Origin of the sequence: Vibrio sp. Vb1980 (assembly GCF_033338615.1) — a bacterium.
Classification (GTDB): Bacteria; Pseudomonadota; Gammaproteobacteria; order Enterobacterales; family Vibrionaceae; genus Vibrio; species Vibrio alginolyticus.
The window spans coordinates 356267-372925 of record NZ_JAWOSZ010000002.1; the positions used below are offsets into that span (position 1 = coordinate 356267).

The following is a 16659-nucleotide window of genomic DNA, read 5'->3' on the forward strand; positions in this document are numbered from 1 at the left end:
ATATTGTAATTTGTTGTGTAAGTTCATTGGGGGGCAATTCCGTTTACAAGTTATGCGGTCTCTTAAAAAGCATGATCAGATTGTCGTGACGGGTCTGCGGTTAAGTTCTTATGACAAAACAAAATCGCGCTTTGCATTCTAAATGTGAGCTAGGTACAATCCCATTTTCGATAACGGTCCGGTATTCGTGTTACCGAGAGGCCTTTATTGACTCTCAACTATTTTCAACAAATAGCTTCTAATTTGAATAACATGTGTTGCTTGGTGTGCAACACCACTGTAAAGGACATAGCATGCCTATTATTACTCTTCCTGACGGCAGTCAGCGTCAATTTGACAACCCAGTTTCTACTATGGAAGTTGCGCAATCGATCGGTCCTGGTCTTGCAAAAGCAACTATCGCTGGTCGTGTAAACGGTAACCGCGTTGATGCGTGTGATCTAATTGAAGAAGACGCAAGCCTTGAAATCATCACAGTTAAAGATGAAGTAGACGGTCTAGAAATCGTTCGTCACTCTTGTGCTCACCTTCTTGGTCACGCTCTTAAGCAGCTTTATCCTCAAGCTAAAATGGCGATCGGTCCAACCATCGACAATGGCTTCTACTACGATATCGACCTAGACGAATCTCTAACGCAAGAAGATCTTGAAAAGATTGAAAAGCGTATGAAAGAGCTAGCGAAAACCAAGTACGAAGTGGTTAAGAAAAAAGTAAGCTGGCAGGAAGCGCGTGATACGTTTGAATCACGTGGCGAACCATACAAAGTTGAAATCCTAGACGAAAACGTATCTCGCGATGATCGTCCAGGCCTTTACCACCATGAAGAATACATCGACATGTGTCGTGGTCCTCACGTTCCTAATATGAGCTTCTGTCAACACTTCACTTTGCTGAATGTTGCAGGTGCTTACTGGCGTGGTAACAGCGACAACAAAATGCTTCAACGTATCTACGGTACGGCTTTCCACGACAAGAAAGCACTGAAAGCGCACCTAACTCGCCTAGAAGAAGCGGCGAAGCGTGATCACCGTAAGATTGGTAAGCAACTAGACCTATTCCACATGCAGCAAGAAGCACCGGGTATGGTGTTCTGGCATCACAATGGTTGGTCTATCTTCCGTGATCTAGAAGTATTCATCCGCGCTAAGCTAGATGAGTACGGTTACCAAGAAGTGAAAGGTCCACTTATGATGGACCGTGTTCTTTGGGAACGCTCAGGTCACTGGGATAAATACGCTGATGCAATGTTCACAACTTCTTCTGAGAACCGTGAATACGCAATTAAGCCAATGAACTGTCCAGGTCACGTACAGATCTTCAACCAAGGTCTAAAATCGTACCGCGACCTACCGCTACGTATGGCTGAGTTTGGCTCATGTCACCGTAACGAACCATCTGGTGCACTACACGGTATTATGCGTGTACGTGGCTTTACTCAGGATGACGCTCACATTTTCTGTACTGAGAGCCAAATCCAAGAAGAAGTAACAAACTGTATCAAGATGGTGTACGATACGTACCAAACATTTGGTTTCGACAACATCGTAGTGAAACTGTCTACTCGTCCAGAGAAACGTGTAGGTTCAGATGAAATCTGGGATCAATCTGAAGAAGCATTGAAGCAGTCTCTTGAATCGATGGATATCCCATACGAAATTCAAGAAGGCGAGGGTGCGTTCTACGGTCCTAAGATTGAATTCACACTATACGATTGTCTAGACCGTGCGTGGCAGTGTGGTACTGTCCAGCTAGACTTCAACCTACCAGGTCGCTTAGGTGCAACTTATGTAGGTGAAAACAATGAACGTCTTGTACCGGTAATGATTCACCGTGCGATTCTAGGTTCACTAGAGCGCTTCATCGGTATCCTTATCGAAGAATATGCTGGTTTCTTCCCAACTTGGTTGGCGCCAGAACAAGCAGTTCTTATGAACATTACTGATAAACAGTCAGGTTATGTTCAAGAAATAGTACAAAAACTACAAAAAAGTGGAATTAGAGCTAAAGCGGACTTGAGAAATGAGAAGATTGGCTTTAAAATCCGCGAACATACTTTGAAGCGTGTACCGTATATGCTTGTTGTTGGTGACCAAGAAATGGAAGCTGGCGAAATTGCAGTGCGTACTCGTAAAGGTAAAGATCTTGGTAAATTTAAAGTGGATGATTTTATTGCATACATCCAAGACGAGATCTCTAGCCGTAAGCTCAATCTGGAGGAATAAGCTATTAAAGGCGGAAGACGTGGCCAACAGCCGGTAAAACAAAACCCGCACCGTATCAACGGTGAAATTCGTGGTATTCGTGAAGTTCGACTAACAGGCGCTGACGGTGAATCAGTTGGTGTTGTATCGATTCAAGAAGCCATTGCAGCTGCTGAAGAAGCTGGTATGGATCTCGTTGAGATCAGTCCTAACGCCGAGCCACCTGTTTGTCGTGTGATGGACTATGGTAAGTTCCTCTTCGAGAAGAGCAAAACTGCTAAAGAGCAGAAGAAGAAGCAAAAGCAGGTCCAGATCAAGGAAGTAAAATTCCGTCCTGGAACTGATATTGGAGACTATCAGGTAAAACTACGCAACCTGACGCGTTTCCTTGAAGAAGGCAACAAAGTGAAAGTAACAATTCGCTTCCGTGGCCGAGAGATGGCACACCAAGACATCGGTGTTGACGTTCTAAATCGTCTTAAGGAAGATACTGCAGAAATTGCTGTAGTTGAATCTTTCCCTAAGAAGATTGAAGGTCGCCAGATGATCATGGTGCTAGCCCCTAAAAAGAAGTAATTAACGGCTCATCAAGTAATTAAAACCTAGCCGCTTTCCTTTATATAAAGGTATATGGCTGGGTTTTGTTCGCCCTAATTACGTTGTTTATTAAACCTACTCAATGCGGAGTTATTCATCATGCCTAAGATGAAAACCAACAAAGGTGCTGCTAAGCGTTTTAAGAAAACTGCTGGTGGTATTAAGTACAAGCACGCTACAAAACGTCACATCCTGACTAAGCGTACTACTAAGAACAAGCGTCAACTACGTCCAAATGCAATCCTTCCAAAATGTGAAGTGGCTGCAGTAATCCGTATGTTGCCATACGCTTAATTCTTTTTAGTTATCAATCGTTTAGTTTAGGAGAAGCATAATGCCTCGCGTAAAACGTGGTGTACAAGCTCGTGCACGTCATAAGAAAGTTCTAAAACAAGCTAAAGGTTACTACGGTGCGCGTTCACGTGTTTACCGCGTAGCTTTCCAAGCAGTTACTAAAGCTGGTCAATACGCTTACCGTGACCGTCGCGCTAAGAAACGTCAATTCCGTCAACTATGGATTGCACGTATCAATGCGGCATCTCGTCAAAATGGTCTATCTTACAGCCGTTTCATCAACGGTCTTAAGAAAGCATCTATCGAGATCGACCGTAAGATCCTTGCGGACATCGCAGTATTCGACAAAGCTGCATTTGCAGTTCTAGTTGAAAAAGCGAAAGCTGCTCTTTAATTAGCAGTTTAGGATTAAGAGAAGGAGAGCATTAGCTCTCCTTTTTTATTGCTAAAATTTATACCCAAATGACTTTTAGCTTGGCTATTTAGAGTATTGTTTATCAGTCTTCTCAATTTATTGGTTAGCATCTTATGTTAGTTATAAGGTAGCTTGGGTATAAATTTTTACGTTTATAAGGGATTAAAAATGATCTACACAACGACCGAAAGCATTCCTGGCAAGCAGATCTCTGAAATCAGAGGGGTTGTAACTGGTAATGTTGTTCAATCAAAGCATATTGGCCGTGACCTCATGGCGGGTATCAAGAGCATTGTTGGCGGCGAAATTCGTGGTTACACGGAAATGATGACCGACGCGCGTGATATTGCTATACAGCGCATGGTGGCGGACGCTGAATCTAAAGGTGCCGATGCAATTGTAGGGATTCGATTTACCACAAGCTCAATCGTAGATGGTTCTTCGGAAATTTTGGCATTTGGTACTGCAGTGAAACTAGCGGACTAGTCTACTTGAATAGCATTGCAAAAATGCTAATAGAGAGCGGTGAATTATTATGCATTTACCGTTCTGTTCCTTTTAGGTTAATTATTCTAGATTTTTGCAGAGCGAATAGATTTATATTCTCAACTTTACGTTACTATTAAAATTAATCATGATAATTTAGAGTGATTGCTTTACTTTTATTTTGCATATTATTTTATACCTATAATGAAATTGAATTCATATTGAATTTTTCATTTGTTGTATGAATTCTCCTTTCAGTATATTAATTCATGTTTTTCTTATAAAAATATGAACTTATACCTTGCCAAGCGGTTCTAAATTGTTACAAATACTATACAGCTGTAACATTGCCAAAAGGAATTGTAGATGAGAGATCTGACTCCCGAATACTTGCTAGCCGCATTACGCCAAGCGATTAAAACAAAAGGGCTAACATATCGAGAGCTATCTGAGAAAATGGGTATGCCACTATCTACCTTTAAGAGACATCTTACAAGCACGAATCTCGCTTTAGATAAGTTGCTGGAATATTGTAGAGCGGTTGATTGCACGTTAGATGAACTACAAAAGCTCGCAAATCAATTGCAAGGTGAAGACGAGGATTACTTTAGTCGTACGCAGGATGAGGTATTCTTTCAATTCCCTCACCTTTACGACTTTTATCGTGAATTGAGAATGCTACGAGGTAAAGATGGTTATTCTATTTTAAAGAAAAAGTATGACTTGTCTGAGCAGAGCATGTCTGATTACTTAAAAGCATTAGAGTTGTTGGATCTCGTTTACGTTGATGAAGATAAAAATATAACGCTGCACGGACCTTTATATTATAGCTATGCAGAGAACTCCAAGCTCAACGACAAATATACCGAAATCATAAAAGAGCAGACGACTACCCACGATAAGTGTGTTCGCGTTGCTTTGGCGCGTATGAAAATTACTGAAGAACAGCTTTTGTTACTGGAAGATCAAGTTGCAAAGACCGTCATTGATTTTCATTCCAAAAATGTTGTAGCAGAGAACTTTAATGTCTCTGATTTTACTAATATTGTTCTACTTGCTGGGCCACATCAGCCAGTCACATTCTCTGACGGCATTATTGAGACAGAGGGGCGATTTATTGATGATATTCGTTATGCCATCGCAGCTGCAGGTGATAAGCCAAGCCTATCTATATAGATTTTGAGCCTTTTTTGAAGAGAGTTTCTGAAAGGGCGTTGCAAAAGAAAAAGCCTAAGACAGCAAATACTTTGTAAGTAGGGCATTCAGCGGTGTTTGCTCTTAATTCAGACTTAAAGTGTGTTGGGCTTATTTCGAATAATACCTGTTCAGCATCTACTTTCGTTATTTTTAACATGCTGACTTCCTTCGTTGTTCCTCCCAAAGCCTCTCTCGCTTCCTCTACAAAGAAACCATTCTCGTTGAACCAAGCATCCTGTAGCTACTTGGGTATGCATAATTGGTAGCTATTTATCTTCTAATTATAAATTCATACTTGAAATGTTTGTTTTTTGATCTATTATGACGAAGTGTCATTTATGACGGTTCGTCAACTTTAGTTGCGTTCCTGTATTAAAGAATCGTGTTACAATTATTGGGAGTGTGTTGGTATACGGATCAAAGGATTATGTTTAACTTTCGCTGTAAAAAATATAGCAAGCAAGACGGATGTCGTGTGTCTTCAGGGCTAACAAAAAAGCAACAGGCGATTGCTGATCGTGAGATAGAGCTTATTCAATTGGCTAAGTCTTTAGTTCAAGAGCAAGGCTTTGCCAACTTAACGATGGACAAGCTTACAGCGTCAAGCCCTTATTCTAAAGGGACGATCTACAATCATTTTTGCAGCAAAGAAGATGTGATTCTTGCGCTTTGTATTCATTCGCTGAAAAGCGAAGCAATATTTTTCGAACGTACCGCCAAATTTAATGGCAATACCAGAGAAAAAATCATTGCGATGCATGTAGGTTATCGTATTTACGCTCGTATGGAGCCAGTACTATCAACTTGTGCGATTGTTGCAAAGACGCCTTGGGTTCTAGAGAAGGCTTCGCCTAAACGTGTGAATGAACTGAATAACTTGGAAGAACAAGTAATAGATGGTGCTGATGCGCTGGTGAACAATGCGGTAGAATGTGGTGATCTTAAGTTTTCTCCCGCAATTGGTTCTGATGCTATTGTATTCGCCAACTGGTCTATTGCATTCGGTTCAAACGCTTTGGCGCAAAATGCATCGAACAGTCGATGTATTCAGCGAATTCAAGACCCATTCTCAGTACTGCACAACGCGAATATGTTACTTGATGGTTTAGGTTGGTCGCCTTTATCTACAGAATGGGACTACCGTAAAACCTGGCGTCGAGTGGAGCAGGAGTTATTTAGTGAAGAGCTTGCTTATTTAGAGTCAGTGAATCGCTAATAAACTGGAAAGGCCAATCTGACGTTATGGTTGGCTTTTTTATCGCACTATTGTGACGAATCGTCATTAAATCTCGAAGGTTGGCGTTCAGCCAATGATCACGAGAAGCATAGGAAGTTACTAAAAACTGACTTATGTAGCCAAATTCATTCGATCTAAAGTTTGCATGTCGAGTTTGTCTGGTTATTTACAGCATTTGCTGTTTTTTTAGTTTTTAAATTTGACGAAACGTCACAAAAGGAGAGTGTGATGCCACATCACAACGTTCAACAATACGCCCGTTCAGGGTGGGGTAAGCTACCAACGAATTACAGTGTATTGGTGATGCTTGCTACCGTTTTATTGATTGTCATAGCAACCATTGGAGGAAAAAATCTTTACTTTAGAGGAGATTACGACATCTTCTTTGATGGAACAAATGAGCAGTTACTTGCGTTTGATGAAATTCAAACCACCTTTGCAAATTCTGACAGTCTTGCTTTGGTTATAGCGCCAAAGAGCGGCACTGTTTTTACTCCTAGCACATTATCTCTTATTCAGCAGATCACTGACGAGGCGTGGCAAGTTCCATACTCCACCCGCGTTGATTCCCTCGCCAACTACCAGCATACCGAAGCGTTTGAAGATGATCTTCTTGTCGAAGACTTACTGTATAGCGAATATGAATTGACACCTCAACGAATAGAGAAAGTCAAAAGTATTGCGTTGAGTGAGCCGGTTTTGAAAAGTTCACTGATTTCTGAAAAAGGAGATGTCACGGTCGTAAACATTACGGTCCAACTCCCTGAAATAGATAAAACTGCTGAAGTACAAGAGGTGGTTGCTTACATAAACGGAATGATTGAGCGTTATCAGCAAGTGTACCCAGACACCGAATTCCACAAGGCTGGTATTATTGCAATGAACTACGCGTTTATGACCGCAGCCCAAGATGATAGCGCAACATTAGTGCCTACTATGTTACTAGTGATATTGGTGTTTCTGACCATCATGTTGCGCTCATTGCTTAGCGTCATCGCGACGCTCATCGTTATTATCGGCTCGGTTATGGTTACAATGGGCTTGTCAGGATGGGCTGGTATGTTCTTAAGCACGGCGACTGTTAATGTGCCTACCTTGGTGATGACGCTTGCCGTCGCAGACTGTGTACACATCATCGCGACAATGCGTCAGTCTATGCAAAACGGCTTTAGTAAAGCCCACTCTATTGAGCGAAGTATTGCGCTCAATTTCATGCCTATCTTGATTACCTCCATTACCACCGCGATCGGCTTTTTAATGATGAATATGTCGGATTCTCCAATCCTGAGAGATTTCGGCAACCTATCAGCCCTTGGCGTCATGGTTGCTTGTTTCCTTTCCATCACGTTACTTCCCGCCTTGCTTAATATCCTTCCGGTTACGGTGAAGTCGGATACTTCTGATGAAAGAAAGCACTTTATGGATCATTTAGGAGATTTCGTGGTGTCAAAGCGACATGCTTTATTGCCGTTGTCGGTGCTTGTTATTGTCGCGAGTGCGAGCTTGATTCCACTGAACAAAGTCAATGATGAATCCGTCGAGTACTTTGGCCATAGCAATGAATTTCGCCGAGCGGCTGATTTTATGGAAGAGCGAATCAGTGGCATGGCGAACATCAGTATCGCGATAAAAACCAACGAATCGCAGGGCATTGCCGATCCTAATTTTCTCAATTCCGTGGGTAAATTTACTGACTGGCTAAGGTTGCAGCCAGAAACGGACCATGTTGCGACCTTGAGCGATGTTTATAAGCGCCTAAACAAGAACATGCATGGAGATGATCAGGCTTATTACTCGCTCCCTCAAGACAGAGAATTAGCGGCTCAATATCTGCTGCTTTATGAAATGTCACTACCGTATGGTTTAGATTTGAACAACCAAATCAATGTAGATAAGTCGTCGATCAAGATGGTTCTCACCGTGGAGAACTTGGGCAGCGTCGAGCTTGTTGATTTGGAAAATCGCATTTACCAATGGTTTAACGAAAACGCGCCTCAATATGATGTTGTTGCGTCTAGTCCTTCACTGATGTTTGCGCATATTGGTGAAACGAATATGGTCAGCATGCTGTCAACCTTGCCCATTACTCTTGTCTTAATCTCTGCATTACTGATCTTTGCCTTGCGTTCGTTCAAGCTTGGCTTAATTAGTCTTGTCCCGAATATTGCTCCTGCGCTTATTGGTTTTGGTATTTGGGCGCTGGTTTCTGGCGAGATTAACTTGGGATTGTCTGTCGTTGTGACATTAACGCTTGGTGTTGTTGTCGATGACGCCGTTCACTTTCTTTCTAAATATCAACACGCTCGTAAAGATGGCCACAGTGCGGAGCAAGCGGTTCGCTACGCCTTTCGTACCGTGGGGCGCGCACTCTGGATTACGACGGTCGTGCTTGTTGCTGGTTTCTCTGTTCTGGCGATGTCGAGCTTCCGTTTAAATGCCGATATGGGACAGCTGAGTGCCATTGTCATCTTTATTGCCCTTGTTGTGGATTTCATCTTCCTACCGACTCTACTGATGTTGTTTGACAAAGGCGTTTACGACGAGGTGGAGCGCCGAAATAAGCTTAAATCAATTGACTCTCAAACCAAGACTGTTACTCAGTCATAACGAAATAAAAGGATTGAACATGAATTTAGTAAAAAATGCCGTAAAAGTATCAGTACTTTCTGTCTCGCTTATTATGAGTCATGCGGTGTTGGCGGATGAAGCCAAAGGACTAGAAATTGCCCAAGAGCGCAAAGCCCGTGATGAAGGGTGGGGGGATTCTGTTGCTACGATGCAAATGATTCTGCGAAACGCGCAAGGAGAAAGCAGCACACGTTTAATGCGCTTACAATCACTCGAAGTTGATGACGATGGTGACAAAGGGCTCACGATATTTGATGAACCGAGAGATGTAAAAGGCACCGCGTTTCTCAACCATTCTCATACGGTGGGTGCCGATGACCAATGGCTTTACCTTCCTGCACTGAAACGTGTGAAACGTATTTCCTCGCGTAACAAATCAGGTCCTTTTATGGGCAGTGAATTCGCGTATGAGGATCTCAGTTCCTTTGAGATTGAAAAATACCGTTTCAACTACCTAAAAGATGACAGCATAAACGGGCAAGATGCTTTCGTTGTAGAGCAAATTCCGACCGATAAGAACTCAGGTTATACCAAGCAAACGGTGTGGTTAGATAAAGCGCATTATCGTCCACTTAAAGTTGAGTTTTACGACCGCAAAGGCTCTTTGTTAAAAACGCTTTCTTTTTCCGATTACAAGCAATATCTCAACCAATATTGGCGAGCGCACACTATGGCGATGACAAACCATCAAACAGGAAAAAGTACTGAGCTAACGACTAGCGAAATGCGTTTTAACACTGGATTACAAGACAATGACTTTCATAAGAATGTGTTGAAGCGAGTGAGGTAGTGGAGGAAAAATGAAGCGATTAAATGCTGGGTTGTTGCTTAGTGCAGCAGCCTTTTTTTACTCGATGCCTCTGACTGCCGTCGAGCTCGCAGGACAAGTCAATATTGAGCATCGTCAGTTTTTTAAAACGGGCTCTCAGGGTCAGAGCAAAGCGCAAACGTCATTGGTTTTGCAGCCAGAATTTTACTGGGAGATGCAAAATGGTGATGCAAACTTTACTTTCACACCTTTCTATCGTCTGGATGGTCTAGACGATGAGCGAAGTCATGGCGACATACGAGAGGCACTTTATCTGACTTATTGGGATGATTATGAGCTTCGAGTTGGGATTAGTAAGGTCTTTTGGGGAGTGACTGAATCAGCCCATTTAGTTGATGTAGTAAACCAAACAGATGCCATTGAAGCCGTCGATGGTGAAGATAAACTCGGTCAGCCGATGTTACATTTTACCTCTTTCAAAGACTGGGGCACCGTCCACGCAATGTTGTTACCTTACTTTAGGGAACGAACGTTTGCGGGTACAGAAGGCCGCTTGCGAACCGAACCCGTTGTCTCTGATGATGCTATCTATGAATCAAGCAGAGAAGAGAAGCACGTAGATGTGGCTTTTCGATATTCGAAAATGCTTGGCGATTGGGACGTAGGCCTAAGCTATTTATATGGAACAAACCGGGATCCTTACTTTCGTTTAGAGTACGGAGAATTAAAGCCTTACTACGCTCTGATGAGTCATGTCGGTCTGGATGTGCAAGGAATTGTTGGCGATTGGTTATGGAAACTAGAAAGTGTTTATCGAGATAGCGCTGATAATCATGTCGGTCTTGTGACGGGTTTTGAGTATACCTTCGTCGGTGCATTTGACACGGTTTGGGATGTGGGAGTTATTGGTGAGTACCTCTATGACAGTCGTGGGAACAACGCACAAACTATCGGTCAAAATGATGTGTTTGCAGGTATTCGTTGGGCGCTCAATGATGAGGACGGAACGGAAGTATTGATGGGAATCACGAAGGATTTAGATAACGCTAATGTTTACAATGCTAAGTTAGAAGCATCGAGCCGAATATCGAATCACGTTAAGTGGCAAATTGATGCTTGGTTGTTTAAAAATGAAACACCAAATGATTTGCTCTACTTCGCTAGAGATGACGATTTTATCGAGCTATCTATTCAATACTATTTCTAAAACAAAAGGGCACAACTAAACGGCAGATTAACTAAAGATGACATTTTTGACGTTTTTGTGCTCTTTTTATTCAATAACCTCTTCTTTTCGTAATTCAATTTGGCATTGGTGCCCGGTTTGGCTACTATGTACAGCTATCAAAAAACCAATCACTCCCTTATGGACACTACCTACAGGTAGATGAGGAAACGATGCAACATCTAGAAGAGATCATTGCTAGCGCGAGCACTGCAATTGAAGCTGCCGAATCGCTAGTCGCACTTGATGAAGTGCGTGTTCAGTATCTGGGTAAAAAAGGTGAGCTAACTGCTCAACTTCAAAGCCTAGGCAAACTACCACCAGAAGAACGCCGTGAAGCTGGTCAAGAGATCAATAAAGCGAAAGGCGTAGTTCAGCAAGCTATCGCAGCTCGTAAAGATGCACTACAACGTGCTGAGCTTGAAGCAAAACTAGCAGCAGAAACAATCGACGTAACACTACCAGGTCGTCGTATTGAAAACGGTGGTTTACACCCAGTAACTCGTACTGTAGAGCGTATTGAGAAGTTCTTTGGCGAACTTGGTTTTAACACCGAGGCTGGACCAGAGATCGAAGATGCATTCCACAACTTCGATGCGCTAAACATCGCAGCTGATCACCCAGCGCGTACTGACCACGATACTTTCTTCTTCAACCCAGACTTGATGCTTCGTACTCATACGTCAGGCGTACAGATCCGTACGATGGAAAATGGTAAACCACCATTCCGTTTCATCGCACCAGGCCGTGTATACCGTAACGACTACGACCAAACGCACACGCCAATGTTCCACCAAGTGGAAGGCATGCTGGTTGATGAGAACGTAAACTTTGCTCAGCTGAAAGGCATCCTGCACGATTTCCTATGTAACTTCTTCGAAGAAGAAGTAGAAGTACGTTTCCGTCCATCTTACTTCCCATTCACTGAGCCTTCAGCTGAAGTAGACGTGAAAGGCAAAAACGGTAAATGGTTAGAAGTACTAGGCTGCGGTATGGTTCACCCGAACGTGCTACGTAGCGTAGGTATCGATCCTGAAAAATACTCTGGTTTCGCATTCGGTATGGGTGTTGAGCGTCTAACAATGCTTCGTTACGGCGTGAACGACCTACGTGCGTTCTTCGAGAACGATCTTCGTTTCCTAAAACAGTTCAAGTAATCCAGAGGGTTCATCAACATGAAATTCAGCGAATCATGGCTTCGTGAGTGGGTAAACCCTGCGGTTACTACTGACGAGCTAACTCACCAAATTACAATGGCCGGTCTAGAGGTAGACGACGTTCTTCCTGTTGCAGGTTCTTTTACTGGCGTTAAAGTCGGTCACGTTGTTGAATGTGGTCAACACCCAGATGCAGACAAACTGCGCGTAACTAAAGTTGACGTGGGTGAAGAAGAGCTTCTAGACATTGTTTGTGGCGCACCTAACTGTCGCCAAGGTCTGAAAGTAGCAGTAGCAACAGTTGGTGCTGTTCTTCCAGGTGATTTCAAAATCAAAAAAGCGAAACTACGTGGCCAGCCATCTCACGGCATGCTTTGTTCGTTCACTGAACTAGGTATCGACGTTGAGTCAGACGGCATCATGGAACTAGCAGAAGACGCTGTAATCGGTACTGATTTCCGTGAATTCCTAGGTCTAGACGACGTAACAGTAGACGTAGATCTAACAGCAAACCGCGCTGACTGTTTCAGCATTCGTGGTCTAGCTCGTGAAGTTGGCGTACTAAACCGTGCTGACGTGACTGAGCCATCAGTAGAAGCAGTTGCCCCTTCAATCGACGATAAAGTGTCTATCGAAGTGAAAGCGCCAGCTGCGTGTCCTCGTTACCTAGGTCGTGTTATTAAGAACGTAAACGTTCAAGCTGAAACGCCACTATGGATGCAAGAGAAACTGCGTCGTTGTGGTATTCGCTCTATCGACCCTGTAGTAGACATCACTAACTACGTTCTTCTAGAGCAAGGCCAACCAATGCACGCATTCGATCTAGCGAAGATCGAAGGTGGCATCGTAGTTCGTATGGCAGAGCAAGGTGAGAAGCTAACGCTTCTTGACGGCAACGAAGCAGAACTAAACGCAGATACACTAGTAGTTGCTGATCACAACAAAGCACTTGCAATCGCAGGTATCTTTGGTGGTGAAGAGTCTGGTGTAACAACTGAGACGAAAGACGTTCTACTAGAGTGTGCATTCTTTGCACCTGACCACATCCGTGGTCGCGCACGCAGCTACGGTCTGCACACTGACTCTTCAATGCGTTTCGAGCGTGGTGTGGATTACGCACTACAAGTGAGCGCAATGGAGCGTGCAACACAGCTTCTTGTTGAAATTTGTGGCGGTGAAGTAGCACCTGTTGTTGCAGTAGAGTCTGAAGCAGACCTACCTAAGCCAAACAAAGTTGCTCTACGTCGTACTAAGCTAGACAACCTGCTAGGTCACCACATTGCAGATAGCGACGTAGTAGAAATCCTAGAGCGTCTAGGTTTGACTGTTGAAGCTTCAGAAGAAGGTTGGATGGCAGTAGCGCCAACATGGCGTTTCGATATCGCTATCGAGCAAGACCTGATTGAAGAAGTTGGCCGTATCTACGGTTATGACAACATTCCTAACCAACACCCAGCAGCAGCACTTAAGATGCACAACCACGTTGAAGCGGATCTTCCACTGAAACGCGTTCGTGATCTTCTTGTTGACCGTGGTTACCACGAAGCAATTACATACAGCTTCGTTGAGCCTGAGCAACAAAAGCTAGTTGTACCTGGTGTTGAGCCTCTAGTGCTTCCAAACCCAATTTCTGCAGACATGTCAGCAATGCGTCTTGGTCTTATCCAAGGTCTGCTGAACACGGTTGTTCACAACCAGAAGCGTCAACAGCCACGCGTTCGTCTATTCGAATACGGCCTACGTTTCATCCCATGTGAAACTGCAGAAAACGGCATGCGCCAAGAGCCTATGCTTGCAGGTGTTATTGCTGGTACTCGCGGTGAAGAACATTGGGATATCGAAACTAACACGGTTGATTTCTTCGACCTTAAGGGCGATCTAGAAGCGATTCTAGAGCTATCTGCGAACGAAAAAGCGTACTCTTTCGCTGCACTGTCACCTGAAAGCAAAAAAGCTAACCCAGCACTTCACCCAGGTCAATCTGCGGCAATCATCGTAGATGGCAAAGAAGTGGGCGTGATCGGTACCGTTCACCCTGAGCTTGAGCGTAAGTTCGGTCTAAATGGTCGTACTATCGTATTCGAAATCGAATGGTCTGCAATTAACAGCAAAGTGATCCCAGAAGCGGTAGCACTTTCTAAATTCCCTTCAAACCGTCGTGATATCGCGGTAGTAGTGGATGAAGCTGTTGCATCTGGTGACATTGTTAACGCTTGTCTAGAGCAAGGTGGCGAGTTCCTTAAAGATGCGAAACTGTTCGACGTTTACGTAGGTAAAGGCGTTGAAGATGGTAAGAAGAGCCTAGCAATCGCTCTGACTCTACAGTCACTTGAGCGTACGCTTGAAGATGCAGATATCGCTGGTGCGGTTGACGCTATCGTTGCTCACGTTTCTGAGAAGTTTGGTGCGTCTCTGCGTGACTAATCTCGCGTAACGTATCTTCTTAAGAAATGAAAACCCTGCCAGTTTGGCAGGGTTTTTTATTTTTAGGATTACCTTATCGTTGTTCAAGTTCCTTACTGCTCGCACCATCCCTCATTACTTTAAAATACTAGACCAAACTAGGGATGGCCCTTACCCGAGATTAGGAACGTATTGTTTTTCAGCTAATACACGCTAACGATAGCTTGTTGGCGGTTAGGCAGCGAGTGAGAGGGTATAGCTAAGCAGAAGAGGTAGCGTAAGAATGCTGAAAAAGTTGCCAAATAGTACCATTGACGCCACTTTCATGGGTTCTATATTCAGCCTTTCCGCAAATAGGTAATTCATGACGGCTGGCGGCAGCATTGTGAAGAGCACCATCATTTGCAATTGCATCGTTGGAAGGGGAATTAACCAATAAATAAGTGCAAAAGCGACAGCACCAGTTGCCAGTGACTGCACGGTACACAACACACCAATCTTTAAACCGTCCAACCTTAAATGACACATTTGTGCCCCCAGAGATAAAAGCATCACGGGTACGGCCGCTTGCCCAAGTAGAGCCGTGGCTTCGTATAAAGGCGCCCATGCACCCACATTTGACACGTTGAGAAACAGAGCCAACGACGCTGCTAAAAAGATTGGCATCTTGACTATTTGCTTAAAAGGGTTGCCATGACTAAGCAGCATTACGCCTAAGCTGATATGCAAGCATGCTGACACGACAAATAAAAGCACTGCTGACGACAGCGCAATTTCTCCAAACGTATAGGTAAACAAAGGAATAGCTAGATTTCCGCTATTGCGAAACATATGTGGTGGCGCCCAGGTTTTAAACGAGAGTGACGTCCATCGACATACCGGGATCATGAGTAGTGCGGGAATTAAAACCGCGACAATTGCCGCCAAAAGAAGCGGCCCCTGATTTGAATCGAGCGGCATGCTAACGAGTGACGAAAATACCAGTGCTGGCGTAAATACCTCAATATTAATGCGGTTTATTGGGCGAAAGTCAGGCTTGATGTAACGACCGACCAAATAGCCAACTCCGACAAGAGCAAAAACAGGGAAAAGAATATTTATGATTTGATTAATCATGGTCGCCTAGAAGCAGTGTAAGAAGCTAATGAGGAAATACACGAACTTCCACATTATCAATCTTTATATATGGCGTCATCGTTAAACAGCGAGAAGCGTGGGTTTAATCAAGCTTTCTAAGCACAGTTGCAAAGTACAGGTGGTCATACCTTTTAATCTAATTGTTACGTATCGAGTTACATACAAATCACTGAATTTACGACAAGTTCTATGTCAAGTGTCTGTTAAATAACCAATATCTGATATTTTTATTAAATAGTGTTTAATGTTGATATTTAAACTACTTTTAGTTTTATAATCTGGATGTTTTTCCTGATAAAGATGAAACAAAAACAAAAATATCAAATTTCTGGCGTTTAACAATAATTTACGTAGTGCTATTCCTTTTGTTCGCCAAGAAAAAAGTTGGCGAAAATCATAAGCTTGTCATACACTTCCTGATGTAACCCCGATATGTTGTTGAATTGGTAGGGTAAAACTGCTCTGGCGCTACACTAACGTAGCATTGTTTAACATAGCTTTGAGGAAAGTTTTATGGCGCTCACAAAAGCCGAACTGGCAGAAAACCTGTTTGATAAATTAGGATTTAGTAAGCGGGACGCCAAGGAAACGGTGGAAGTGTTCTTTGAAGAGATTCGTAAGGCACTGGAAAGTGGCGAACAGGTAAAACTGTCAGGTTTTGGTAACTTTGATCTTCGTGACAAGAATGAACGACCTGGTCGTAACCCGAAAACTGGTGAAGATATTCCAATTACTGCTCGACGTGTAGTGACTTTTCGCCCGGGTCAGAAGTTAAAAGCTCGTGTAGAAAACCTGAAGAAAGTACAGTAAGCCGAATAAATGGATCACGCTAAGGCGTGGTCTTTTTTTTGCGTAAAATTCGTGTGCATACAAATGAAAACCACCGCAATGCGGTGGTTTTTCTGTTTATGAG

15 protein-coding genes are annotated in these 16659 nt (G+C 43.3%); 13 read left to right on the forward strand and 2 right to left on the reverse strand.

Annotated elements, in window-relative coordinates:
- Window positions 1-293: 293 nt before the first annotated feature.
- The 6 genes from thrS to R7F64_RS04830 all read left to right on the forward strand — a co-directional run bounded on the left by thrS (window position 294) and on the right by R7F64_RS04830 (window position 5169).
- Complete coding sequence (gene thrS, locus R7F64_RS04805) at window positions 294-2222, forward strand: threonine--tRNA ligase (RefSeq protein WP_005395892.1); 1929 nt, start codon at window positions 294-296, stop codon at window positions 2220-2222.
- 3 nt (window positions 2223-2225) lie between these two features.
- Window positions 2226-2777, forward strand: a complete 552-nt coding sequence (gene infC / locus R7F64_RS04810; protein ID WP_080276913.1) for a translation initiation factor IF-3 — start codon at window positions 2226-2228, stop codon at window positions 2775-2777.
- Between the two features lie 120 nt (window positions 2778-2897).
- The gene (rpmI, locus tag R7F64_RS04815) at window positions 2898-3092 is read left to right on the forward strand and encodes a 50S ribosomal protein L35 (protein ID WP_005377932.1); all 195 of its coding nucleotides are present in this window, start codon (window positions 2898-2900) and stop codon (window positions 3090-3092) included.
- A 40-nt stretch (window positions 3093-3132) separates the two neighbouring features.
- Entirely contained in the window at window positions 3133-3486 is a 354-nt protein-coding gene (gene rplT, locus R7F64_RS04820) for a 50S ribosomal protein L20 (protein ID WP_004727974.1), read from the forward strand.
- A 189-nt stretch (window positions 3487-3675) separates the two neighbouring features.
- Entirely contained in the window at window positions 3676-3993 is a 318-nt protein-coding gene (locus R7F64_RS04825; protein WP_005377919.1) for a heavy metal-binding domain-containing protein, read from the forward strand.
- 366 nt (window positions 3994-4359) lie between these two features.
- Window positions 4360-5169 (forward strand): helix-turn-helix domain-containing protein, encoded by an 810-nt coding sequence (locus tag R7F64_RS04830; RefSeq protein ID WP_005385480.1) that lies wholly within the window; start codon window positions 4360-4362, stop codon window positions 5167-5169.
- On the opposite strand, the gene R7F64_RS04835 is transcribed toward R7F64_RS04830, so the two are convergent.
- Window positions 5162-5347, reverse strand: coding sequence for a hypothetical protein (locus R7F64_RS04835; protein ID WP_031780965.1), 186 nt, complete (start codon window positions 5345-5347; stop codon window positions 5162-5164). The genes R7F64_RS04830 and R7F64_RS04835 overlap by 8 nt on opposite strands.
- Before the next feature lie 270 nt (window positions 5348-5617).
- Between R7F64_RS04835 and R7F64_RS04840 the strand changes: the two genes are divergently transcribed.
- The 6 genes from R7F64_RS04840 (at window position 5618) to pheT (ending at window position 14630) form a co-directional block, all read left to right on the forward strand.
- Window positions 5618-6406, forward strand: coding sequence for a TetR/AcrR family transcriptional regulator (locus R7F64_RS04840; protein WP_005377913.1), 789 nt, complete (start codon window positions 5618-5620; stop codon window positions 6404-6406).
- A 249-nt stretch (window positions 6407-6655) separates the two neighbouring features.
- Window positions 6656-9034: an efflux RND transporter permease subunit gene (locus R7F64_RS04845; protein ID WP_318071490.1), complete on the forward strand. Its 2379-nt coding sequence runs from the start codon at window positions 6656-6658 to the stop codon at window positions 9032-9034.
- Between the two features lie 19 nt (window positions 9035-9053).
- On the forward strand, window positions 9054-9845 hold the full coding sequence (locus R7F64_RS04850) for an outer membrane lipoprotein-sorting protein (protein ID WP_238854746.1): 792 nt from the start codon (window positions 9054-9056) through the stop codon (window positions 9843-9845).
- A 10-nt stretch (window positions 9846-9855) separates the two neighbouring features.
- A complete protein-coding gene (locus R7F64_RS04855; RefSeq protein ID WP_086046656.1) occupies window positions 9856-11031 on the forward strand; it encodes a hypothetical protein in 1176 nt (391 codons plus the stop codon).
- Window positions 11032-11222: 191 nt separating this feature from the next.
- Window positions 11223-12206: a phenylalanine--tRNA ligase subunit alpha gene (gene pheS / locus R7F64_RS04860; protein WP_005385470.1), complete on the forward strand. Its 984-nt coding sequence runs from the start codon at window positions 11223-11225 to the stop codon at window positions 12204-12206.
- Between the two features lie 18 nt (window positions 12207-12224).
- The gene (gene pheT / locus R7F64_RS04865; protein WP_149191888.1) at window positions 12225-14630 is read left to right on the forward strand and encodes a phenylalanine--tRNA ligase subunit beta; all 2406 of its coding nucleotides are present in this window, start codon (window positions 12225-12227) and stop codon (window positions 14628-14630) included.
- A 213-nt stretch (window positions 14631-14843) separates the two neighbouring features.
- Here the strand turns inward: pheT and R7F64_RS04870 are convergent, their stop codons facing one another.
- The gene (locus R7F64_RS04870; RefSeq protein WP_005377901.1) at window positions 14844-15725 is read right to left on the reverse strand and encodes an AEC family transporter; all 882 of its coding nucleotides are present in this window, start codon (window positions 15723-15725) and stop codon (window positions 14844-14846) included.
- Between the two features lie 534 nt (window positions 15726-16259).
- On the opposite strand from R7F64_RS04870, the gene ihfA reads away from it, so the two are divergent.
- Window positions 16260-16556, forward strand: a complete 297-nt coding sequence (gene ihfA, locus R7F64_RS04875) for an integration host factor subunit alpha (RefSeq protein WP_005377899.1) — start codon at window positions 16260-16262, stop codon at window positions 16554-16556.
- The last annotated feature ends 103 nt before the right edge of the window (window positions 16557-16659 follow it).